We start from the raw sequence: 23,045 nt of genomic DNA, 5'->3' as shown, positions 1-23,045 counted from the left end.
TAGGAAGGTTTTTTTCAGCAGGATAAAATGATTTGGTCAGTACATACTATTAATACATCCTTATTGAAAGGAGGTTAAATATTGCCAGATATTTTTTTTCTTGTACAATTCTTTTTCGCTATAGTAATTGGATTATACTTCCTAAGCCTTTTAAAGGGTCAGCAGGGAAGTAAGGTAGCAATAGAAAAGGAATCTAAGAAAGAATTAGATAAGCTAAGGAAAATGAGACAGCTTTCTTTAACAATACCCTTATCAGAGTACACTAGACCTACATCCTTCTCTGAAATAATTGGACAAAATGATGGATTAAAGGCTCTAAGGGCAGCATTATGCAGTACTAATCCCCAGCATGTAATTATTTATGGTCCACCAGGTGTAGGAAAAACTGCTGCTGCACGGGTTGTATTAGAAGAAGCTAAAAATAGTCATATATCACCCTTCAATAAAGAATCTAAGTTTATGGAAATGGATGCCACTATACTAAGATTTGACGATAGAGGTATTGCCGATCCATTAATGGGATCTGTCCATGACCCAATTTACCAGGGAGCAGGAGCAATGGGACAAGCTGGCATACCACAGCCTAAGCCTGGTGCAGTAACTAAAGCCCATGGAGGTATTCTTTTCCTTGATGAGATAGGAGAGCTGCATGGGGTACAAATGAATAAGCTTTTAAAGGTATTGGAGGATAGAAAGGTCTTTTTAGAAAGTGCATATTATAGCGAAGAGGATAAAAATATACCTGAACATATTCACGAAATATTTAAAAGGGGATTACCGGCAGACTTTAGGCTTGTGGCAGCAACAACAAGATCCTCGTCTGAGTTACCCCAAGCACTAAGATCAAGGTGTGTTGAAATATATTTTAAACCATTGTCCCAAGAGGAAGTAGGAAAAATAGCTAAAAATGCTACAGAAAAAAGTGGCTTTACTATTAATGAAAGGGCAGTTGAAGAGATAAAAAAATATGCCACAAATGGTAGGGAAGCAGTAAATATTATTCAAATAAGTAGTGGCTTAGCCCTAATGAACAATAAGAAAAGTATTACCCTTGAGGATGTAGAATGGGTTATTGAAAGTGGAAATTATCATCCTAGACCTGAAAAAAGAATCGAGAATCAACCAAGTGTTGGCTATGTAAATGGTTTAGGTGTATACGGTGCTAATATTGGAATGCTTTTAGAAATAGAGGCCTCTGCAATCAAAATACCAAGAAAAGGCAAAGGTAGAATTATAGTAACTGGAATTGTTGACTCAGAAGAAACCAACACTACAGGTAAAACCTTGAAAAGAAGGAGCACAGCCTCCGATTCGGTTGACAATGTATTGACTGTAATAAAGAACTTTTTAGGTATAGATACAAGAGACTATGATATACATCTTAATTTTCCAGGAGGAATACCCATTGATGGACCATCTGCAGGTATAACCATGGTAACTGCCATATATTCTGCAATTACTAAGCAGCCCATAGACCACAAATTAGCAATGACAGGTGAAGTATCAATTAGAGGTAAGGTTAAGGCTGTTGGAGGTGTAGCAGCAAAGCTAGATGCAGCCATAAAGGCTGGATGTTCAAGGGCAATTGTACCTGCTGAAAACTATCAAGAACGCTTTAAAGACTACCCAATTGAGGTTATAGCTGTAAGCACTATTGAAGAGGTAATTGATAATGCACTAAAGCTAAAAGACAAACAGGATAAAAAGGTAACAACTACTGAAGCCCTAAATTATGTAGCAGCCCTAGGTAATCAGATAAAGAAATAAAGAAGTAGTCGATGATTATCGGCTACTTTTTTAAGATAAATACCTAATTTTAATTGATAGACTAATATAAATTAGGGTAAAATATTGAAAAATGTTAAATTAATGTATATAATTATAGTCGATTGTCTAATTACTTATATTTAAATATAACTACATTGAATATTAAATAGATACTATTAAGGAGTGGTTTTATGGAGCGTAAAGAAGAGAATAGAGACACCATAATGCTTAAGCGTAGTTTACCATTAATACCTCTAAGGGGATTAACTGTTTTTCCCTATATGGTACTACACTTTGATGTTGGAAGGGAACGCTCAATCAATGCCCTTGAAGAGGCTATGGTAAATGATCAAATGGTATTTTTAGCTTCACAAAAGGAAGTAGAAGTAAACCTACCTACCCCAAAGGATTTTTATCAAGTTGGAACGGTTTCTAAAATAAAACAGATGTTAAAGCTGCCAGGTGATACTATAAGAGTATTGGTTGAAGGAATAACAAGAGGAAGGATTAAGGAGGTCACTCAGGAAGAACCATACTTCATGGTAGATATTGAGGAGGAGCATCACACTAAAGAGGTTATTACAGATAAAAGCATTGAAGCCTTAATGAGAAGTGTTCTTGAAGCCTTTGAACAATACATAGAAGTAAGCAATAAGATATCGCCAGAAATACTATTAACTGTATCTGAAATAGATATACCAGGTAGATTAGCAGACACCATAGCTGCTAATATTGCACTTAAGCAAACACAAAAGCAAGAAATATTAGAAGCATTTGAGCCTAAATCTAGGCTAGAAACCCTTTATAAAATATTGCTGGAAGAAATAGAGATTTTGGAAATAGAGCAGAAGATAAACAATAGAGTAAAAAAGCAAATAAATAAGGTACAGAAGGAGTATTATTTAAGGGAGCAGCTTAAGGCAATTCAAAAGGAACTAGGGGAAGATGAAGCTGTTGTTGAGGAAGTTGATGAGTTTAGACAGAAACTTAAAAAATTAAAACTGCCAAAGGAAATAACTGAAAAGATAGAAAGAGAAATAGATCGTTTGTCAAGGCTATCTCCAGCATCAGCTGAGACAGGAGTTATTAGGAACTATGTAGACTGGATATTGCATTTACCGTGGAATAAGGAAACCAAAGACAAGCTAAATCTTAAGGAATCGGCAAGAATACTAGACGAAGATCATTATGGGCTAGAAAAGGTTAAGGATAGAATATTAGAATATTTAGCCATAAGACAGTTGGCTAAATCCATGAAGGGTCCAATCCTTTGCTTAGTTGGTCCACCAGGGGTAGGTAAAACCTCAATAGCAAAATCAATTGCCCGGGCACTTAATAGAAAATTCGTTAGAATGTCTTTAGGTGGGGTTAGAGATGAAGCAGAAATACGAGGACATCGTAGAACCTATGTTGGTGCTATTCCAGGTAGAATCATCTCTGCCATGAGGCAAGTAGGAAGTAATAATCCTGTTTTCCTCTTGGACGAGATTGATAAGCTGGCCAGCGACTTTAGGGGCGATCCAGCAGCCGCCCTATTGGAGGTACTGGATCCTGAGCAAAACAATAGCTTTACTGATCACTACTTAGAAATACCCTTTAGCCTATCTAAAGTGATGTTTGTGACAACAGCCAATTCATTAGAGACAATTCCACGTCCATTGTTAGATAGAATGGAGGTTCTAAGAATTCCTGGTTATACAGAAGAGGAGAAGCTAAATATTGCTCAGAAATACTTGCTTCCTAAGCAAATAAAGGAGCATGGATTAAAAAAATCACAGCTGCAAATATCCGAGAAGGCAGTAAGAGATATAATAAACTATTATACACGTGAATCAGGCGTAAGAAATCTTGAAAGACAAATTGCTAATGTTTGTAGAAAAACAGCCAAAAGGATTATTGAGGAAAAAGTAAAGCTAGTAAGGGTTAATCCTCAAAGCCTAAGAAGATACCTAGGAAATCCAGTTTTTAGATATGAGCTAGCAAATCAAAAAGATGAGGTTGGTGTTGTAAGAGGATTAGCATGGACTCCAGTAGGAGGAGATACCTTATCAATTGAGGTTACACCAATGGAGGGTACTGGAAAGCTGGTTTTAACAGGCCAGCTAGGAGATGTAATGAAGGAATCTGCTAAAGCAGGAATAAGCTATATTCGTTCAAGAGCAGATAGGTTTAAAATTGATAAAGACTTTCACAACAAGCTTGATATACATATTCATATACCTGAAGGGGCAACACCTAAGGATGGTCCTTCAGCGGGAATATCTATGGCAACTGCTGTAATTTCTGCTCTATTGAATGTAGCAGTTTACAAGGATATAGCTATGACGGGAGAAATAACATTAAGGGGTAGAGTTTTACCGATTGGTGGAGTAAAGGAAAAGGTGCTGGCGGCAAGAAGAGCTGGCATAAATAAAGTAATATTACCTATAGGAAACCAAAAGGATTTAGATGATATTCCAGATAGCATAAAAAGAAAAATGGAATTTGTTTTAGTGGAGCACATGGATGAAGTATTGGAGCATGCTATAATAAGGGGAGATAAAAATGAAAATTAAAACCTCAGAAATTGTTATGAGTGCTGTTAGTCCAAAACAGTATCCAGAGGGTATATTGCCTGAAATTGCATTTGTGGGACGCTCTAACGTTGGAAAGTCATCAACAATTAATACATTATTGTGTAGAAAGAAGCTTGCTCGAATAAGCTCAAGCCCAGGTAAAACCAGAACTATTAACTTTTATTTGATAAATGAAGAGTTTTACTTAGTTGATTTACCTGGCTATGGGTATGCTAAGGTTTCTAAAGATGAGAGGGCATCATGGGGAAAAATAATTGAAACCTACCTATCAACAAGAAGTAATCTTCATGAGGTTATACTATTAGTTGATATAAGACACCAGCCAACTAAGGATGATCAGCTTATGTATGATTGGATTAAACACTATGGCTTTGGACGAATAGTAGTAGCTACAAAGTCCGATAAAATTTCAAGGTCACAAACCCATAAGCAATTTAAAGTAATAAGAGAGAAGCTAAAGATGGCTCCAGAGGATATAATACTACCAATTTCATCCTTAAAAAAAGAAGGAATAGATCAACTATGGGGTGCATTAACTAATTTTTTTATACAAAAAGAATTACCTATAACTATTGAAGAAGCTTCAAGGTAACAATACCTTGAAGCTTTCAAACCGATGAAAAAGCCCTATTTTCTTTGTTGCTTCAAAATCCTAGCACCTTTACAAAGCTTAGAGGCAGGATGTAAGGGGCTAGAGATTAGAGTTTTGATTTTTCTCAAGTATACGCTGCAATCGCTAGGATCCTTTGTGTCTCGAAACTAAGACTTTTTGATCAGTCTACCGTTTTAAAGACTTTGTCTTTTTAGACTGTTTTACTTTTTTCTTTATTAACAGCAAAAAATCTTTTCCAATCCAGCTCTGATATTAACATACCAGCAAGAATTAATATACTACCAAATATCCCCTGCCCAGTTAATCTTTCTCCCAACAATAGGTAGGCAAACATTGCTGAAAAAACCGGTTCACCTGTATAAATAAGAGCAGTATGGGTTGGTGAGGTGAACTTTTGCATAGCATTTTGTATAATGAAGGCTCCTGATGTTGCTAACATCGACAATATTAATATAGATGACCATATATCAAAGCCCTTTGGTATTATGGGATTTTCAACGGAAAGGGTTACAAATAGACTTAGCACACCAACCACTGCAATTTGAATAATTGCCATAGCAATGGAATCAACCATTACAGTGTATTTACCAACTGTGATAATATGTAAAGCAAACATTATAGCAGCAATAAGGGTGTAAAAATCTCCTTTGTTTAATAGCAAGGTGGAGTCTATGGTTAAAAATCCTAAACCAATAATGGCAAGAATTACACCTACAATAGCCTCCTTATGGGGAGGTCGCTTAAGTAATAGTGCTGAAAGCACAGGCACAATTACAACTGAGAAGCCTGTTATAAAGCCTGATTTTGAAGCAGATGTATAGTTTAGCCCTACAGTTTGAAGGGCATAAGCGGCAAAGAGAACAACTCCTATAAGAACCCCATATTTTAAAGTTTCAGCCTTAATCGAAAGCATATTTTTATAAAAAATAATAGAAGATAAAAATGCAGCTATTATAAATCGAATGGCTAAAAAATTAAAGGTTGGAAGATAATCCAATGCACCTTTAGTTAATACGAAGGATGATCCCCAAACAACTGTTACCCCAAGCAAAGCTAAATCTGCCTTTAACTGCTTAGTCATTATAATGCCCCCTTTAATAAAAAAGATAACTTAACTATAGCTATTATATCACAGCAGTATTTAATAAAGAAGGTAAAGACCAACAAAGATAAACAAGAGGGAAAGATTTATCTTCCCTCTTGTTATATGTATTGTTTTTGTTCATGGTTAAAAGGTTTTGATCTTATGTTTTTAACTCTTAACTCTTAACTCTTAATTTTTAATTTTTCACTTTTAACTTTTAATTATGTTTTCTTGTTTTCCATTTTCAATTTTAATTCTGTTTTTTGGTTTTTTGTTTTGGTTTTAAGATTTTATGTTTTCAATCTTTTCCATTCAACATTCAACATTTCTTTTATGTTTTTAACTCTTAACTCTTAACTTTTAATTTTAATCCTGTGGCTCAAACATATCTTTTCCAACTCCACATATAGGACAGACCCAATCCTCTGGAATATCTTCAAAGGAAGTACCAGGCTCTACACCACCATCTGGATCTCCTAACTCAGGATCATACACATAACCACAAGGTATACAAACATATTTCATTTAATTCCCTCCATTCATTATATATACTATGTTAAACACATAAAATTTATACCCACTGGAATAAAGCTTAAACAGTAAAAAACCTATAGCATACATAGCTATATAAGTATTCAAAACAATCTATATATTATTTAGCTCCTTTGAAATTATAGATATAAGATATATAATGTTTATATATAATAAAAATCATAGAAAGAAGGATTGTAATGGATAAAGCAATGAAAAATCAATAGTTAAAGCTATTTAAGAAAATGCCCTCGCTGTTTTTGGGATTTATCTTATATGCTATTGGAATACTGTTAATGAGGGATGCAGGGTTGGGAATGAGTCCTTGGGGAGTCTTTCACGTAGGAGTCACTAATCACACTCCCTTAACGCTAGGGCAAGTAACACAATTTGTTGGGCTTATAATACTTATTTTGTCATTATCCATAAAGGTGATTCCAGGTGTAGGCAGCATAGGTAATATGATTTTTATTGGTGTGTTTATTGATATAATAGACAGCCTTAATATAATTTCTACACCAAATACAATAATAGGTAGAGTAATTATGCTGGCATTTGGAGTTTTTATTTCAGGGTGGGCAACTTATTTTTATCTTAAGGTCAGATTAGGGGCTGGGCCACGTGATGGATTGATGGAGGGCTTGGTAAAGCTAACAAATAAACCTGTATGGTTAATTAGGGGAGTAATAGAATTAACTGCCCTCACAATAGGTTACCTTTTAGGTGGACCTGTAGGTATAGGTACCTTGATAGCCGCAACAACCATTGGCTTCTCAGTTGAGTTCGCCTTTAGGGTTGGAAGGTATGATACTGAAAATGGAGTGCATACAGATTTAGTACTGCTGTATAAATCTCTCACTGGTGCTTCTTTAAGAGAGGAGGTTTGTAATAAATAACCACTGGTGGTACTATTGTTTGAGTAATTACTGAGTGATAGCTTGACCCAAATATAGCTAAAGGGGTGTAATTGCATGCTAAAGGTATCAGGCTTAGAGTTTTCTTATGAGGGAACTAAGACAAAGGTAATAAAAGGTATTGACTTCCATATTAAAAAGGGAGAAATCTTTGGATTTTTAGGACCAAGTGGAGCGGGAAAAACTACTACCCAAAGAATTATTATTGGTCTTTTACAAGGTTATGGTGGTAGTGTAGAGGTAATGGGTAAAGAGAGAAGAGATTGGGGGCAAAGTTTTTTTGAGGGAATTGGTGTAGCCTTTGATTTTCCTAATCTTTATTTGAAGCTTACTGCAAAAGAGAATCTTGAGCTGATTTCATCCTATTATAAAAATAAGAATGAGAATATAGATTTATTAATAGAGAGGGTTGGTCTACTGCCAGATAAGGACAAAAAGGTTGAGGGCTTTTCTAAAGGAATGAAAATGCGACTAAATTTTATAAGGTCAATTTTACATAATCCAGATCTATTGTTTTTCGATGAACCTACGTCAGGGTTGGACCCACTAAACGCTAAGACTATAAAAGATATGATTATAGATTTAAAGGCTCAAGGAAAAACCATATTTTTAACCACCCATAACATGACTGTAGCAGAACAGTTATGCGATAAGGTAGCCTTTATTGTTGATGGAAACATACCTGTTATAGATAGTCCAAAGGATTTAAAGGTTAAGCACGGTAGTCATACTATGAAAATTGAATATTACGATGGAAAGAAAACAAAAACGGAAGAGTTTCATATGACAGAAATAAAGAATAATCAAAGAGTCTTTGATATTTTAAAGACAAAGGACATTAAAACTATTCATAGTCAAGAGGCAACCCTCGAAGATATTTTCATTAAGCTTACAGGGAGGGAGCTGGTATGAGAATACTAAATGCCTTAAGGGCAGATATGAAATTTCAATTTAAGCAGGGTTTCTATTTTGTCTATGTAATACTAACCCTGTTTTATATGATTGTTATAAGTCAGCTACCTAATGAATATGCCAAATATGTAGTACCAATTGTTATATTTACCGATCCTTCCTTTGTGGGCTTCTTTTTTATAGGGGGTTTAGTTATGCTGGAAAAGGTTCAAGGGGTTTTACAATGTTTAGTTGTTACACCACTTCAGCCTTTAGAGTACTTATTGGCTAAGGTTATATCCCTAGCAGTTTTAGCAGAGGCTGCTGGCTTTGCTATTACTCTAGTCGCCTATAGAGAAGGCTTTAACTGGCCTTTACTGTTTATTGGAATACTCTTAACCTCGATTTTTTTCACATTGTATGGATTTATAGCAACTAATGGCTGTAACTCAATTAATCAATATCTTATAAAAATGTTACCCTACATGCTTATATTAACGATACCAACAATAATATATTTTATCACACCCAGTTTATGGGTTTTACAGTTAGTTCCAAGCGTAGCTGGATTAAATCTGGTTTATGGTGCATTTAACGGAATTGCTCTAGTTGAGGCAGTGATGTATATATGCTATTTAGTAACTTTAAATGTACTATTTTTCATAAAGGTAGAAAAATCCTTTATGAAGAATATGGTAAAGGGGTGAGTATAATAAACAAATCTACTTCTTTTAAAGCAGATATAAAGACGGTCATGAGAGATCCAATTTTAGTGATGTTTTTCATGCTACCGGCATTTTACCCTATACTGTTTAAAATCGTGGTAAAAATCATTACACCTATTATATATGATTATTTTTCGGTAAATCTAGTAGATTATTATGGGTACATACTTTCATTCAGTATACTTATGACTCCTTTAATGCTGGGATCTGTTGCAGGATTCTTAATGATAGATGAAAGAGATTCTAAAATACAGGAGCTAATTAAGATAACCCCCATTGGATATAAGGGCTATGTAATCAATAGATTAATGCTACCATTTGTGGGAAGCTTTATGTATTCAATAGTTGCATACCTATTAATAAATATATATAAAATTGACCTGTTAGCTTTATTACTTGTTAGCTTTGTAGCAGGTCTACAGGCAGTGCTTATAGGATATCTGTTATATACACTAGCGGCCGACAAGGTTCAAGGACTAACCTATGCTAAGGGCTTTGGAGTTTTCAGTATTATAGCCATGGCAGATATTTTTAACATAAACTGGTTTACTATAATAGCTTCCTTAACACCATTTTACTGGATAACTAAATTAATTGTAGATTACAGTTTATTTACAGTAGTAGCAGCGTTGGCTGTAAACATAATTTACCTTTTAATTCTGTTAATTACTACAAAAAGCTATAGATATAAATAAGAAAAGCTACCCTATTTTAAAGGTAGCTTATCTACAGCTTATAGCTTATACTCAGTTAACTCCTCACAGTAGTTGCATCTGTATTGAATTTTTCCATTAGGTACCAAGGTAAATTCCGCCTCCGCATAATCATCTATAGAGGTAATACACCTTGGGTTTTTACATTTAAAAAGCCCTTGTACCCTTTTAGGAATATCTATATCCTTCTTTTCCTTAATAACTTCATTCTCAATAATATTTATAGTTATATTTGAGTCAATTAATCCTAATACTGTTAAGTCGATATCTAAATTATCTTGTATTTTAATAATGTCCTTAGTACCTAATTTTCCACTGGATACATTCATTAATAAAACTACTGGTGTATCTAGCTTATCCAAATTTAGTTTTTGAAATATCTTTAAACCATTACCAGAAGTAATGTGATCAATAACAATACCATTTTCTATACCTGCAACCTTCAACATTATTCATTCACCCCCAATAAAGATGCCATTAACGCCATTCTTACATAAACTCCAAGCTTTGCTTGTTCAAAGTATTTAGCCCTCGGATCATCATCAACATCATAGCTAATCTCATTAACCCTTGGTAGAGGATGCATAATAAGCAAGTCCTCTTTACTAGAAGCCAACTTATTCCTACTAAGAATATAACTATCCTTAAGCTTTACGTAGTCCTCTTCATTAAAAAAGCGTTCTTTTTGAATTCTTGTCATATATAGAATATCTATATGGGGAAGGTATTCCTCTAAAGAAGATGTTTCGGTAATTTCAACCTGGTACTTTTCAATTAGCTCCTGCTTCAAATGATAAGGTATTTGAAGCTCTTTAGGAGAAACTAGAACAAAGCTTATATTTGGAAAACGACTCAAGGTTTTAAGTAGAGAATGGACTGTTCTACCGAAGAGTAAATCACCACAAAAGGCTACTTTAAGATTTTTAATTTCCTGCTTATATTCTTGAATAGTAATTAAATCTGTTAAGGTTTGAGTTGGATGCTGATGTCCTCCATCTCCTCCGTTAATTAATGGGACAGTTGAAAACTGAGATGCTAACAAAGGTGCCCCCTCTCTAGGATGCCTCATTACAAGAATATCTACATAATCATCCATACAACGTATTGTGTCGGCAATGCTTTCGCCCTTCTTAACTGAGCTAGTGTTGGCATCAGAGAAGCCCAACACAGTTCCACCCATCTTTAACATAGCAGATTCAAAGCTTAATCTTGTTCGTGTACTTGGTTCATAAAAAAGCGTCCCTAGTATTTTACCTTTACATATTTCTGAATATTTTTCTGGATTTTGGTAAATCTTTAAACCAAGATCAATAATGTGCTGTATTTCTTCAATGGTAAAATCATTTGGGTCAATTAAATGACGACCTTTTAAGCCCATAAATATTCCTCCCTCTTTTTTAGTATGGGAGTCTAAACTCCCTTTTTAGCCTCACTGGACCAAATTAAAGGCAATAAATAACCCCTTTAATCCGTAAGACTAAAGGGGTGTTTATATACATATATACACCAGAACACAACCAGTATTCATAATCCTTTTCAGTCTCACGGGACCGATTTAAAGGTATATTTATCTTTAACAAAATATATCATTTTTATATGGTAATGTCAATGAATATTTATTTGTTGTTTTTTTTATAAGAAGGAAAAAGATTTCTAAGTGTAGAATATGGAAGGAAGAACTAAAATGAAGAGGTGCAATATCAATGTATTTTATATCTTTAGAAAAACTATATGAGTTTTTAATTGAAAAGGTTGATATGCCAGATTTTATGTCATATGGTGAGTCAATTAATTTAAGACCAATATCCAGTATTGAGTATAGAGAGAAAGTAAGAGGAACACTGGTAGGCTTAGCCATCGGTGATGCCTTTGGAAGTCATTTAGAAGGACAACACACAAAGGAAATAGAATACATTAACTCCTTTTTAAAGGGAGAAAAACGCTCAGTGTCGCTGGACATTACAGACGATACAGAGATGACTATAATGTATGCAGAATCCCTTATAATATTTCAAGGCTTTCATCCAGAGGATATTTCTAACAGATTTATAAGACAGCCTATCTCAAGAATGGGCAATACAATTAGAGAGTTTATAATCAATTATAGGGATAGACGAATTGAATGGTATAGAAGTGGAATAGAATCAGCTGGAAATGGAGCAGCCATGAGGTGTGGGCCAGGTGCCTTGATTAATTATGGCGACTTTATATCCTTGAAGCTAATTAGTGGTATGCAGGCAGCAATTACCCATATGGACCAAATGGCGATAGCCTCCAGCATACTAAATGCTACTGCAATAGCATACCTAGTTAATCAACCCCCTTTTTCATTAAAGGATAAGAAGGATATATTGAACTTTATTGATATATTAGGAAGAAGCATAAAAGGTATTGAAACAAAGGTGTATCCCTCAAGGGAAAATAATGAAATAGTTAATCTTTATAGCCGAATAAGTAGAGATTTAAAGGAGGCTATAGAAGCTGACACAGATGTTTCCACAATACAAAAGCAATGGGGCAGTGGAGCATATGTCCTTGAGTCTGTTCCCTATGCACTATTCCTGTTTTTAAAGAATCCTAATGATTTTGAGAGGGTTTTAAAGGACTCCTTAAGCTCTACTGACACAGACACTGTCTCCAGCATGGCATTATCCTTTGCAGGTGCATACTTAGGCTATAATAACATTCCAAGGGGCTATACCTTTAAACTAAGGAATTTAGAGGAGATGCTGGCCCTATCAGATCGTTTATTTGAGCTATCACTTAAAAACAAAAATAATAATCCATATAGAAGAATGAAGGAAAACATTAATTATGAAAAAATCCAAGATGAAGTACATCAATTGCTATGGACTGGTATAAAGCTTAATAAAGAAGATCAATTTGAAAATGCAGTAAAATATTTTGAAAATCTTGTAAATAGAAGCCCAGACCTAAAGAAAAATGAAAAAATAAAGCTTCATATAATTGAAGCATATGAAGGCTTAGGCACTAAATATTTACAAGAAGAGGCCTTTGAAGAGGCCCTCAAATCCTTTAAAAAGGCATTGGCCTATGACTTAAATAATCCAATAGTCCTCTCTGACCTTGCAATTACATATTTAAACCTAGATGATTTAGAAAAGGCAGAAAGATATGCAAGACGAGCTGTAGAGGTTGCTCCTGAATATGAGATAGGTAGAGAGGTTTTAGAGGCAATTATTAGCTTGTCTAAGAAAGGCTAAGAAAACTTACTTAGCTTCAGACTGATGAAAAAGCCCTATTTTCTTTGTTACTTCAAAATCCTAGCACTTTTACAAAGCTTAGAGGCAGGATGTAAGAGGCTAGAGATTAGAGTTTTGATTTTTCTCAAGCTTCTAATCTCCAACCTCCTACTTCTAGCTTCTCAAGTATACGCTACAATCGCTAGGATTTTTTGTGCCTCAAAACTAAGACTTTTTCATCAGTATTCAAATTATTAATTAGAAATTTTTAAGTATCTCAATATGTAAATAACCAACAATGTGAAGCCTCCATATATAATCCAAGGAATAGTAAACCCTGTAATTCCATATAAATCAATAATTCTCCCGCTTGCGAAGGTTCCTACTGCTCCTCCAATTCCCGCTGAAAAGTTGGCTATTGCAAAATAAGCCCCCAGCATTTTAGGGTCAGCCATAATGCTGGTTACACCATCAAGGGTTGGCATCATAAACATTTCCCCTAAAATAAAAATTAATCCACAGACTAAAAACATAGGGAAGCTGTATGTTATACCAAGTAGGGTTATGCCAGCTCCAATTAATATAGTCCCAATGTATATTGACTTCTTTTCATTTTGCACTTCAAGAAACCTCTTTGAAATAATAGGCTGAAAAATAATTACAGCTATGCTTGTGGTTGTCCAAATAATACCAATATACTTAGTGTTTTTCAACATTTCCTCAGCCCTCAAGGGCAGCAAAAATGCCAATTGAGTATGTAGTGACCATACTAAGGCTGATATAAAGCTAAAATACAAAAAAGATTTATTTTTTAAAATTTGTATATAGCTTTTTAAGGGAATTGTTGGACATGGCTGATTACCACAATCATCCGGCAGTAAAAACCATGAAAAGGCTAATAGAAAAACATAAATCATAGCTGCAAAATAAAAGTTTATATTAGTAGCTGTAAAAAGCACTATCAAACCTGCAGTACTTATACCTATATGGGAAGCCACAGATCTAAGGGAAAAGGCAATGGTTTTATTATCCTCCGCTGCAATGTAGGATATTGCAGCCTTTGTAGTGGGTATATATATCCCAGTACCAATTCCATTTAAAATTGAAAATAGAATTAATAGAAAAAGGGCCTGTGAATAGCCTAAGCCTAAAAGGGCCATTGCTTGACAACCATTACCTATTAGCATGGTATACTTAGCCCCTATAGAATCAGAAATTATTCCAGCTATAATACTACCAACTTGAATAAACAATGAGCCTAGCCCTATAATTAAGCCAATTTCAGTTGTAGCTAAGGCTTTTTCATTTTTCAATAGCAATGGAAATATTGGAACAATTATATATGCAGCAACATGAACAATTAAAATAGAGGTTAAAAAAAACCATATCTCTTTTTTAAGCTTTAGGTTGGGAATTCCGTACATATTTATTCTCCTTTTCTAGGATTATAAACTTAGTATGGCAAAAATAATATATTTAACTCCCATAATGAAAACTTAGTTCAGCTGGAGCCTACAGCAGTATTAGTAGCACGGCTGAGATAAATCATATACTACATAGTAAATACTAGTTTGGGTTATTATAATAAAAGCTTACTAAGGGACTGATGTATAGTGGAAGATTTTTTTAAAATTATATTTGCTTTTATAATAGTATTTTTGTTTTTTTACAATTTTTTTAGGCTAACTCCCCACGCAATTATTATTGGAATATATCCTTACATAATAGGGATTGCCCTTAGCTTTGGTTCAATCTTTATTGTATTGCTCTTCTCCAATAATAATATAGTATTACTGATTTGCAACAGTCTTCTATCCTTCATATTATTATTTACTTTATTTACAGCTTTTCAGATATTTAGAAACTCTATTCCCATTAACGGATACCAGCTTAAAAGAAGTGAGTATATGGATAAGCTAATGGGAATTACAAAATATAATGAATTAAAAAAAATACAATTATCGACAATGCAAAAATCCATTTCAACCCTAATAGAAAACAACACGGGAATACCAATAACCAGCAATAACAAGGTATCGTTGCTATCGGTTGGAAACAAATATATTGATGAAATTATTGAGGAGTTCTCTAAGGCTAAAGACCATATACATGTGGAATTTTTCATTATTAGAGATGACGATATTGGCAATAAATTCAAAGATATTCTTATACAAAAAGCCAGAGAAGGAGTAAAAGTAAGATTAGTCTTTGACGGATTAGGCAGTAGAAAGCTATCAAAGACATTTAAAAATAAACTCCTAAAAAACAATGTAGAAATAGGTATATTCAATAGTACAATTCATTCAATATTAAAGGGAAAGCTCAATAACAGAGATCACAGAAAAATTATTATTGTTGACGGAAAGAAAACCTTTATTGGAGGCTTTAATATTGGAAATGAGTATTTAGACAGAGATGAAAATATTGGGGAATGGAATGATATGCACGTTAAAGTAGAGGGAGAGGTAGTAAACTGGGCACAAAAAATTTTTCTAGCTGATTGGTTCTATATAACAGGAGAAGCTATTGTAGACAGTAGATATTTCCCCGAAAATAATGTTGAAGCCATAACACCGATACAGATGATAACAAGTGGCTTCGATACCCATTGGAATGAAATTAGTCAGCTTTATTTTTCCCTAATATCTAACGCACAGCATAAGGTTTACATAGCTACACCCTACCTAATATTAAACGATAGCATAATTAAGGCTTTACAAACTGCTGCCCTTAGAGGGGTTGATGTTAAAATTGTTCTTCCCCAAAAACCAGATGTATTTATTGTAGGCTGGGCAAATGCCTCCTTTTATGAAACACTGCTTAAAGCTAAGGTCAGAATATTTCTCCATGAAGATGGGTTTATTCACTCAAAAATAGTAATAACAGATAATCAGATAGTATCTATTGGCTCTGCAAATCTTAACACTAGAAGCTTATTTTTAGATTACGAGGTGAATGCAGTAATATATCATGAGGATGCTAGTAGACAAGTAGAAGATATTTTTACTACCTATTTAGAAAAAAGTAAAGAGCTGGAATATAACAGCTTTAAAAAACTAACACCTATAGAAAAGCTTAAGCTGTGGATAGGAGGTTTAATTGCTCCCTTTGCTTAATTCCTTTCACCTATTGAATAGAACTTAAATCATTTGAACATAATATACAAATGCTGAAGGGAGGAATTGTATGTCAGTTAAAATAGGTATACCAAGGGGGCTATGGTTCTACGACTATTTTCCATTATGGAAAACCTTTTATGAGGCCTTAGGAGCAGAGGTTATAGTATCAGATATAACAAATAAAGCCATTCTGAATCAAGGTGTTAAAAATACTGTAGATGAAGCATGTCTACCGGTAAAAATTTTTAATGGACATGTTCTAGCCCTAAAGGATAAGGTAGATTATATTTTTGTTCCGAAAATAATGAGTGTTTACGAAAAAGAGTATATATGTCCTAAATTTTGTGGCTTGCCAGAGATGGTAAAACACTCTATTGCCAATTTACCACCAATGATTGATATAGAAATTAATTTTAATAAATCAAGAAAAAGCTTAATAAAAACTATATATTTATTCGGAAGCTATGTTACCAAAAACCCAATTAGAATAAGAACAGCATATTTAAAGGCCTTAGAAGAGTATAACAAATATAAAGAAGCTATGAAGGCAGGGTACATTCCTATTGATGGATATTTACAGAAGGATCAAAGCAAATTAAATATAAAGCCAAAGACCCGTATAGCAGCAATAGGACATAGTTATCAATTGTTTGATAGCTACGGGTCTATGAGTTTAATAAAGAAGCTACAAAAGGAGAACATAGAAGTTGTTATTCCAGAATCTTTAAATATGAAGTCTATTAATAATCTTGCTAGTAGCCTTGAAAAAAAGATGTTTTGGAGCTATGGGCGAAAAACCCTAGGGACAGCACTACATTACACAAAAAACAAAGATATAGATGGAATAGTATATATATCTTCATTTGGCTGTGGAATAGATTCCGTTATAGAAGATATTTTTGAGCGGTGGGCAAGAAAAAGTAATATACCCTTCCTGCTATTAACAGTTGATGAGCATACAGGAGAGGCAGGCATAAATACTAGACTTGAGGCATTTATTGATATGATTGATTGGAGGTTAAATAATGAAGGTAACCTTTCCACACATGGGTAATCAATATGTTGCTACTAAGGTGCTGTTAGACGAGCTGGAGGTAGAAAACATAGTACCACCAGAATGTAGTAAGGATACATTAGATATTGGTACACAGCATTCTCCAGAATCTATTTGCTTACCCCTAAAGGTTAACATTGGTAACTATATTGAGAGCATAAAGCAAGGGGCAGATACTATAATTTTGACAGGCAGCTGTGGACCCTGTAGGTTTGGATACTACTCAATATTACAAAAAGAAATAATGAAGGCTATGGGCCACAATATTAATTTTATTTTATTGGACCCACCACAGGGGGACTATAAAAGCTTTTTTGCAAGAATATTTAAGCTGACAAACACAAAAAACCCCTACAAAATAATTAAGGCCTTAGCAAAAGCTACAAGAGTACTATACCTAGTAGATGAAATGGAAGAAGTAAGCTGCTATAAGCGACCAAGACAGAAAAAAATAGGAGAAGTAGATATTTATTATGATGGATTCCATAAGAAGGTTCGAAAAATCCATGGATATAGGGAAGTATCTAAGCTGATTAAAGAAACCATTAACAACATAAAAAGCATACCAGAAGACCCCAATAGAGAAGTCATTAAGATTGGAGTTATTGGAGAAATCTATACAATAATCGAGCCATTTGTTAACTTAAACATTCATAAAAAATTAGGAAATATGGGGGTAGAAGTAAGCACGTCATTAAAAATTAGTAGATGGCTAACAGAGCACTTATATCTTCAGCCTTTAAAGCTAACGGGAGAGAAAAAAATACGTAATATGGCTAAGCCATATCTAAAGACAATGATTGGGGGACATGGTAGAGAAACAATAGGTCATGCAATAGACTATGCAAAAAGAGGCTTTGATGGCGTTATTCAAATATATCCCTTTACCTGTATGCCTGAAATTGTTGCCCAAAGTATTCTACCTACAATAGAAAAGGATTTTGATATTCCATATCTTTGCCTAATAGTAGACGAGTTGACAGGAGAAGCTGGATATACTACTAGGCTAGAAGCATTTGTTGATTTGCTTATTAGAAGAAGGGAGATGGGTATAAGTGATAAATTGTTATCTAGGAATTGATGTAGGCTCAGTAAGTACAAATGTTGTGTTAATGAATGATGATAAAGAAATAATTGGCAAGGTATATACATCTACACAAGGTAAGCCTATAGACGCAATTAAAAGAGGTTTAAAGGAGATAAAGGCTCAGGTTAGAGATGAAATAAAGGTTAAAGGCGTTGGAACAACAGGAAGTGGTCGGCATTTAGCCTCCATGATAGTAGGTGGTGACGTTGTAAAAAATGAAATTACAGCCCACGGAATTGCCGCCCTTAACTTTGTTAAGGGAGTAAAAACAATTTTTGAAATAGGCGGTCAAGATTCAAAAATAATACTACTTAGGGATGGTATTATTAGTGATTTTGCAATGAATACTGTTTGTGCAGCAGGCACAGGCTCATTTTTAGATAGACAGGCCTCCAGAATAGGAATTGAAATACAAGAGTTTGGTGAATTAGCTTTAAAATCAAAAAATACCGTTAGAATTGCTGGAAGGTGTGCAGTGTTTGCAGAGTCAGATATGATACATAAGCAGCAGCTAGGTCATAATCAAGAGGATATTATAAAAGGCTTATGTGATGCGTTGGTTAGAAATTTTTTAAATAATCTTGGGAAGGGAAAAGAAATTCTTGGACCTATAGTCTTTCAAGGAGGAGTTGCTGCCAATGCAGGAATAAAAAAATCCTTTGAAGAAGCTTTAAAGCAAGAGATATACGTACCACCCCATCATAACGTTATGGGAGCTATAGGCTGTTGTCTTTTAGCCCAAGAAAAAGCCGAAAAGAAAAACACAACACAATTCAAAGGCTTTGATATTGTAAATTCAGGTTATCAAGTAAAGGGCTTTGAATGTGAAGACTGTTCAAATCTATGTGAGGTTGTGGAAATAATGAGGGATGGTCAACTAATGGCAAGATGGGGGGATAAATGCTGCAAGTGGAGTGATAAGGTAAAGGATGATATTGAGAAGCTTGCATAAAACGTTAAAAGATTATTAATAGATAAATCAACCCAAACACAAGGGGACAGTCCCCTTGTGTTCTTACAGTATAATAGTTTAATAAATGAAACCTCATTTGACTTAGTCAAATGAGGTCTTCTTTTATTTTCAAAAAAACCAGTTAACTTTTAACCAATTACTGCACTTGTATTACACTATTTTACAATTATTATGTTTTAGTAACAGTTCTGCCAATATGGGAATATATTAACAATTTTAGATATAATGTACCTATATAGCTTAAGATATATAGGCTTGCTTAACAAACTATAAAGTGGCTCTAAAGCTAGTAATGGAAAATATGTTGCCTTAAATGATAATGGCATAAAAATCCTGTGTTATGTTTTTTATGAGATAAGAGCAAAAACATGGTGAACAGCAACAAATCACTATAGATAATCAATATTTTAAAAACAATAGAAAAAAATACCCATTTTAATTTAGGACTGATGGATGATTTTCAAAAGATAATGGTAGAGACAAGATAAATATGCAACCTTTTAAACGGGTCAAGAGTCTTATATATTAGATGGAAAAATTTTCTTATAAAATAAGCTAAAGAATATGAATAATAGGGAGGGGCTATTTTGAATAGAAACTTAAAGTTGTCTATATTGTTAATATTTATCGTAAGTGTAATATTTACGGGTATTGCATATGCATCTGATACTTTAAATATTCAAGTTCTATTTAATTATATGAATATTACGATTAACGGAGAAAAGGTTAATATGGATAATTTTGTATATAACGATACAACATATGTACCATTAAGAAAAGTTGCAGAATTATTTGATAAAGAGGTAATGTGGTATGATAAAACAAAAACGATTAATATAATGGATAAAAAGATTAAGGTTGATGGTTTCTATACGAAGTGTGATAATATAAAAACAGCATTAATTACCAATGCCAATGAAAATATCTTAAGATTGGAATTTCAGCTAAAAAATACGGCTAGTGAAGACATTACAATTACTTTGCATTATCCATATTTTGATTTTATTATATATGATGAAAATGAATGTGAGATTTATAAGTATTCTAATGAATATGGTGATTCTGCAACTCTAATTCGTAATGAAAAAATACGAAGTGGTAAGGAATTTACAACCAATTGTAAAATTGATCTAAATCACAAAGAATTCATCGGAGATAAAATCTATAAAGTTGTTTTTTTTGCCTCATTTGAAATGAAATCTGAAAATAAAAAGTATAAATTATATGAAGAGGCTTATTTTAGGACTCCGACTATACACCAAACAGAATGATCGATCGGGAGAATGTTTACTCCCCCGTTTCTAATAAATAAAGAGGACTATAAAAAGTCTCAATATTTGGTGTCATGCCTTAAACTTCTCCAGCGACATCATACCCTCTATACATAAATCCCTTTTTTAGTACTTACTTGCCGAATCATAAAAGGCTTTTTTATTGCCGAGAGTACGGGGTTGTTGACAATTTTTAACTACAAGATTAAAGCGACAGGAAACAATGTTTCACCAGTCGCTTTTTCTATCCAAAAAAACAGTTAACTTTTAACCAATTATTGCACTTGTATTACACTATTTTACAATTATTGTGTTTTAGTTACAGTTCTGCCAATAAGGTAATATATTAACATTTTTAGATATAATGTACCTATATAGCTTAAGATATATAGGCTTGTTTAACAAACTATAAAGAAATAATTATTAAGGAGGTTGTTGGTTTGAAGAAATTTAATGTTGGACTTAAATCATTTGCTATTCACACCTTAGCAGTTTTAGTGCTAATATCAGCTTTTTCATTTCCTGCTGTTGCTGATGGAAATGATGATATTGACTTAGAAGGGTTAAAATATATAGCCCTGCTTGCATCTAATGGAAAATATGTTTGTGCAGAGGATGGTGGAGGTGGAGAAGTTGTAGTAAACAGAAATAAAATCGGGAGCTGGGAAACCTTTGAAATAGTCTTAGTAAAGGGAAATACAGTAGCCTTTAAAACCACCAACGGACGGTATCTTAATTTAGAGGACGATGATGATGAAGAAATTGAAGCTAAAGCAACTAAAATAAGTAAATACACAAAATTCACCATATACCATCTAGGGAAGAATAAAGTGGCCCTAAAGGCTAGTAATGGAAAATATGTTGCCTTAGATGATAATGAGCTGGAGGCCGACCACAGCAGAGTTAAAAGCAGTTCTACCTTCAAGCTAGTTGATCTTGAAGATAATGATGATGATAAATGCACACTAACAACAAAGCAAAAGGATAATGGAATAAAACTTACATGGACTAAGCCTGATAAAACCAAAGATCTTATAGGCTATAACCTCTACAGGGGAAAGGCTTCAGGAAAGCAATCAAAGACTCCTATAACTGATTTCCCCATAAAGGAAACATCATATATAGATAAAAATATAGACATGGATAAAACCTATTATTATGTACTGAGACCTGTTTATAAAGATAATGTACTTGGTTCAGCCTCCAATGAGGTAAAGGTAAGTTTTAGCCATCAGATAGAGTTAAGGGCTGAAGCAGTAGAAGATGGTATTGCATTAAAATGGCATAAACCTTATTATAGCAGCAATATCATAGGATATAATCTCTATAGAGGAACAAAATCTGGAAAGCAATCTGCAACACCCATTACAGACTTTCCTATAGAAAAAACTAGCTATACAGATAAAAATATTGAAGATGATACAACCTATTATTATATACTAAGGGCTGTATATAAAGATAAAAACTTAGGAGTTCCTTCCGAAGAAGTTAAGGTAAAATCCAACCTTAGCTACAGGACTATTGTACTGGAGATAGGAAGCAGATATATGTATGTAGATGGACATCGTAGGGAAATAGACCCAGGTAAGAAGACAGAGCCTATAATTAAAAACGGGAGAACCTTCCTTCCCATAAGGGCCGTTATAGAGGCTATGGGTGGAGATATAGAATGGGAATCAAAGAATCAAAAGGTAACAATATTTTATAATGATAATGTGATAGAGCTATGGATTGGAAATAAAAACGCAAGGGTCAACGGTTCAAGAAGAATAACCGATGTTGCCCCATATATATCAGATAGCAGTCGAACCATGCTACCATTAAGGTTTATAGTTGAAAACTTGGGCTGTGAGGCAGAATGGGATGGAGTTAATAAGAGGGTGACTATTACTATAAAAGAATAAGTGGGTAGCTTTAGAAATAGGAGAGCCATTGTAATAGCTATTTATAAGCATTACAATGGCTTACTGATGTGTTTTTATATCAGAATTATCCTTATACGTTTATGACAAGTTTATAGGGGTATTGTATTAAGCTCGGTTAGAAAATACTCCTTATCTTCTGGCTTTGAGATTTGCTTTGATGCCACCATTGCTAATTCATAGTTTTTTTTCATTAAATCAAGGTTGTTTCCAATAAAATAGGCACGAGTAACTGCTTCATAGGCAAAGGCTAAGTCAAAATCCCCAATATTGTTATCGATACATAGCTTTAAGGAATGGTGGGCATGAAACAAAGCACTTTCTGCCATATTAAGCAATGAGTAAACCCTTGAAATTTGCCATTCACCCCTTGCTAACTCTAGGGCAGTACCAATAACCTCCCAATGGTATCGAGAAGCATGGGCTGTGTGGACCATTTTTATGTTGTCATCAATCGACCGATCCTTTTTGTCGATAAGATCCCAAGTAGCATTAAAACTCTCAACAGCTTGTTTTTTGTGCCATTCGTTTAATGATAAATTTTTTTCTTCCATATCGAATCCTCCTTACAAAATAATCATTTTAGTTGTTTGCAAAATGCT

General features: G+C 34.0%; 20 protein-coding genes. 14 read left to right on the top strand and 6 right to left on the bottom strand.

All coding sequences use genetic code 11. The features are described from left to right. Window positions 1-81 precede the first annotated feature (81 nt). From lonB to yihA, 3 genes are all read left to right on the top strand, one after another. On the top strand, window positions 82-1,767 hold the full coding sequence (lonB, locus tag F8154_RS07905) for an ATP-dependent protease LonB (RefSeq protein ID WP_151861077.1): 1,686 nt from the start codon (window positions 82-84) through the stop codon (window positions 1,765-1,767). A gap of 191 nt (window positions 1,768-1,958) precedes the next feature. Further along, on the top strand, window positions 1,959-4,322 hold the full coding sequence (gene lon / locus F8154_RS07900) for an endopeptidase La (protein ID WP_151861076.1): 2,364 nt from the start codon (window positions 1,959-1,961) through the stop codon (window positions 4,320-4,322). Further along, window positions 4,312-4,935: a ribosome biogenesis GTP-binding protein YihA/YsxC gene (yihA, locus tag F8154_RS07895; RefSeq protein WP_151861075.1), complete on the top strand. Its 624-nt coding sequence runs from the start codon at window positions 4,312-4,314 to the stop codon at window positions 4,933-4,935. Before lon ends, yihA begins: the two co-directional genes overlap by 11 nt. 211 nt (window positions 4,936-5,146) lie before the next feature. Here the strand turns inward: yihA and F8154_RS07890 are convergent, their stop codons facing one another. Continuing rightward, window positions 5,147-6,037 (bottom strand): DMT family transporter, encoded by an 891-nt coding sequence (locus tag F8154_RS07890; protein WP_151861074.1) that lies wholly within the window; start codon window positions 6,035-6,037, stop codon window positions 5,147-5,149. Window positions 6,038-6,406: 369 nt separating this feature from the next. Continuing rightward, a complete protein-coding gene (gene rd / locus F8154_RS07885) occupies window positions 6,407-6,565 on the bottom strand; it encodes a rubredoxin (RefSeq protein ID WP_151861073.1) in 159 nt (52 codons plus the stop codon). A 266-nt stretch (window positions 6,566-6,831) separates the two neighbouring features. Here rd and F8154_RS07880 point away from each other — a divergent pair, with 266 nt between their 5' ends. The 4 genes from F8154_RS07880 to F8154_RS07865 all read left to right on the top strand — a co-directional run bounded on the left by F8154_RS07880 (window position 6,832) and on the right by F8154_RS07865 (window position 9,796). After that, window positions 6,832-7,467, top strand: a complete 636-nt coding sequence (locus F8154_RS07880) for a YczE/YyaS/YitT family protein (protein ID WP_243141206.1) — start codon at window positions 6,832-6,834, stop codon at window positions 7,465-7,467. 75 nt (window positions 7,468-7,542) lie between these two features. Continuing rightward, entirely contained in the window at window positions 7,543-8,397 is an 855-nt protein-coding gene (locus tag F8154_RS07875) for an ABC transporter ATP-binding protein (protein ID WP_151861072.1), read from the top strand. After that, entirely contained in the window at window positions 8,394-9,083 is a 690-nt protein-coding gene (locus F8154_RS07870; RefSeq protein WP_151861071.1) for a fluoroquinolone export ABC transporter permease subunit, read from the top strand. Before F8154_RS07875 ends, F8154_RS07870 begins: the two co-directional genes overlap by 4 nt. Before the next feature lie 47 nt (window positions 9,084-9,130). Further along, complete coding sequence (locus tag F8154_RS07865; protein WP_151861070.1) at window positions 9,131-9,796, top strand: hypothetical protein; 666 nt, start codon at window positions 9,131-9,133, stop codon at window positions 9,794-9,796. A gap of 38 nt (window positions 9,797-9,834) precedes the next feature. Here F8154_RS07865 and F8154_RS07860 read toward each other — a convergent pair whose 3' ends face one another. Both F8154_RS07860 and pyrB read right to left on the bottom strand, forming a co-directional pair. After that, complete coding sequence (locus F8154_RS07860) at window positions 9,835-10,263, bottom strand: aspartate carbamoyltransferase regulatory subunit (protein ID WP_151861069.1); 429 nt, start codon at window positions 10,261-10,263, stop codon at window positions 9,835-9,837. Next, entirely contained in the window at window positions 10,263-11,192 is a 930-nt protein-coding gene (pyrB, locus tag F8154_RS07855; RefSeq protein ID WP_151861068.1) for an aspartate carbamoyltransferase, read from the bottom strand. Before pyrB ends, F8154_RS07860 begins: the two co-directional genes overlap by 1 nt. 325 nt (window positions 11,193-11,517) lie before the next feature. Between pyrB and F8154_RS07850 the strand changes: the two genes are divergently transcribed. Continuing rightward, window positions 11,518-13,038: an ADP-ribosylglycohydrolase family protein gene (locus F8154_RS07850; protein WP_151861067.1), complete on the top strand. Its 1,521-nt coding sequence runs from the start codon at window positions 11,518-11,520 to the stop codon at window positions 13,036-13,038. Between the two features lie 233 nt (window positions 13,039-13,271). Here F8154_RS07850 and F8154_RS07845 read toward each other — a convergent pair whose 3' ends face one another. Continuing rightward, entirely contained in the window at window positions 13,272-14,441 is a 1,170-nt protein-coding gene (locus F8154_RS07845; protein WP_151861066.1) for an MFS transporter, read from the bottom strand. Between the two features lie 360 nt (window positions 14,442-14,801). On the opposite strand from F8154_RS07845, the gene cls reads away from it, so the two are divergent. The 6 genes from cls (at window position 14,802) to F8154_RS07815 (ending at window position 22,425) form a co-directional block, all read left to right on the top strand. Further along, complete coding sequence (cls, locus tag F8154_RS07840) at window positions 14,802-16,133, top strand: cardiolipin synthase (RefSeq protein WP_243141208.1); 1,332 nt, start codon at window positions 14,802-14,804, stop codon at window positions 16,131-16,133. A 70-nt stretch (window positions 16,134-16,203) separates the two neighbouring features. Beyond that, window positions 16,204-17,190 (top strand): acyl-CoA dehydratase activase-related protein, encoded by a 987-nt coding sequence (locus F8154_RS07835; RefSeq protein ID WP_151861064.1) that lies wholly within the window; start codon window positions 16,204-16,206, stop codon window positions 17,188-17,190. Next, window positions 17,162-18,271 (top strand): 2-hydroxyacyl-CoA dehydratase, encoded by a 1,110-nt coding sequence (locus F8154_RS07830; RefSeq protein ID WP_151861063.1) that lies wholly within the window; start codon window positions 17,162-17,164, stop codon window positions 18,269-18,271. Before F8154_RS07835 ends, F8154_RS07830 begins: the two co-directional genes overlap by 29 nt. Then, entirely contained in the window at window positions 18,246-19,229 is a 984-nt protein-coding gene (locus tag F8154_RS07825) for an acyl-CoA dehydratase activase (protein WP_151861062.1), read from the top strand. Before F8154_RS07830 ends, F8154_RS07825 begins: the two co-directional genes overlap by 26 nt. 608 nt (window positions 19,230-19,837) lie before the next feature. Then, window positions 19,838-20,521 carry a stalk domain-containing protein gene (locus tag F8154_RS07820; RefSeq protein WP_151861061.1) on the top strand — a complete coding sequence of 228 codons (684 nt, stop codon included), beginning with the start codon at window positions 19,838-19,840 and terminating at the stop codon, window positions 20,519-20,521. A 440-nt stretch (window positions 20,522-20,961) separates the two neighbouring features. Continuing rightward, a complete protein-coding gene (locus F8154_RS07815) occupies window positions 20,962-22,425 on the top strand; it encodes a stalk domain-containing protein (RefSeq protein ID WP_151861060.1) in 1,464 nt (487 codons plus the stop codon). 110 nt (window positions 22,426-22,535) lie between these two features. On the opposite strand, the gene F8154_RS07810 is transcribed toward F8154_RS07815, so the two are convergent. Further along, on the bottom strand, window positions 22,536-22,997 hold the full coding sequence (locus F8154_RS07810) for a hypothetical protein (RefSeq protein ID WP_151861059.1): 462 nt from the start codon (window positions 22,995-22,997) through the stop codon (window positions 22,536-22,538). Window positions 22,998-23,045: the final 48 nt, after the last annotated feature.

This window comes from Alkaliphilus pronyensis (assembly GCF_009017275.1).
GTDB classification, from domain to species: Bacteria; Bacillota; Clostridia; order Peptostreptococcales; family Natronincolaceae; genus Alkaliphilus_C; species Alkaliphilus_C pronyensis.
The sequence above is the reverse complement of the archived record's forward strand: the minus strand, read 5'-3'. Positions and strand labels throughout refer to the sequence as shown.

Excerpts from the sequence above, each read along its gene's own strand:
- F8154_RS07850 (WP_151861067.1), top strand. The coding sequence starts at position 11,518 with ATGTATTTTATATCTTTAGAAAAACTATATGAGTTTTTAATTGAAAAG.
- F8154_RS07860 (WP_151861069.1), bottom strand. The coding sequence starts at position 10,263 with ATGTTGAAGGTTGCAGGTATAGAAAATGGTATTGTTATTGATCACATT.
- F8154_RS07830 (WP_151861063.1), top strand. The coding sequence starts at position 17,162 with ATGAAGGTAACCTTTCCACACATGGGTAATCAATATGTTGCTACTAAG.
- F8154_RS07890 (WP_151861074.1), bottom strand. The coding sequence starts at position 6,037 with ATGACTAAGCAGTTAAAGGCAGATTTAGCTTTGCTTGGGGTAACAGTT.
- lon (WP_151861076.1), top strand. The coding sequence starts at position 1,959 with ATGGAGCGTAAAGAAGAGAATAGAGACACCATAATGCTTAAGCGTAGT.
- F8154_RS07865 (WP_151861070.1), top strand. The coding sequence starts at position 9,131 with ATGAGAGATCCAATTTTAGTGATGTTTTTCATGCTACCGGCATTTTAC.
- rd (WP_151861073.1), bottom strand. The coding sequence starts at position 6,565 with ATGAAATATGTTTGTATACCTTGTGGTTATGTGTATGATCCTGAGTTA.
- F8154_RS07835 (WP_151861064.1), top strand. The coding sequence starts at position 16,204 with ATGTCAGTTAAAATAGGTATACCAAGGGGGCTATGGTTCTACGACTAT.
- F8154_RS07875 (WP_151861072.1), top strand. The coding sequence starts at position 7,543 with ATGCTAAAGGTATCAGGCTTAGAGTTTTCTTATGAGGGAACTAAGACA.
- yihA (WP_151861075.1), top strand. The coding sequence starts at position 4,312 with ATGAAAATTAAAACCTCAGAAATTGTTATGAGTGCTGTTAGTCCAAAA.
- F8154_RS07845 (WP_151861066.1), bottom strand. The coding sequence starts at position 14,441 with ATGTACGGAATTCCCAACCTAAAGCTTAAAAAAGAGATATGGTTTTTT.
- F8154_RS07810 (WP_151861059.1), bottom strand. The coding sequence starts at position 22,997 with ATGGAAGAAAAAAATTTATCATTAAACGAATGGCACAAAAAACAAGCT.
- F8154_RS07870 (WP_151861071.1), top strand. The coding sequence starts at position 8,394 with ATGAGAATACTAAATGCCTTAAGGGCAGATATGAAATTTCAATTTAAG.
- pyrB (WP_151861068.1), bottom strand. The coding sequence starts at position 11,192 with ATGGGCTTAAAAGGTCGTCATTTAATTGACCCAAATGATTTTACCATT.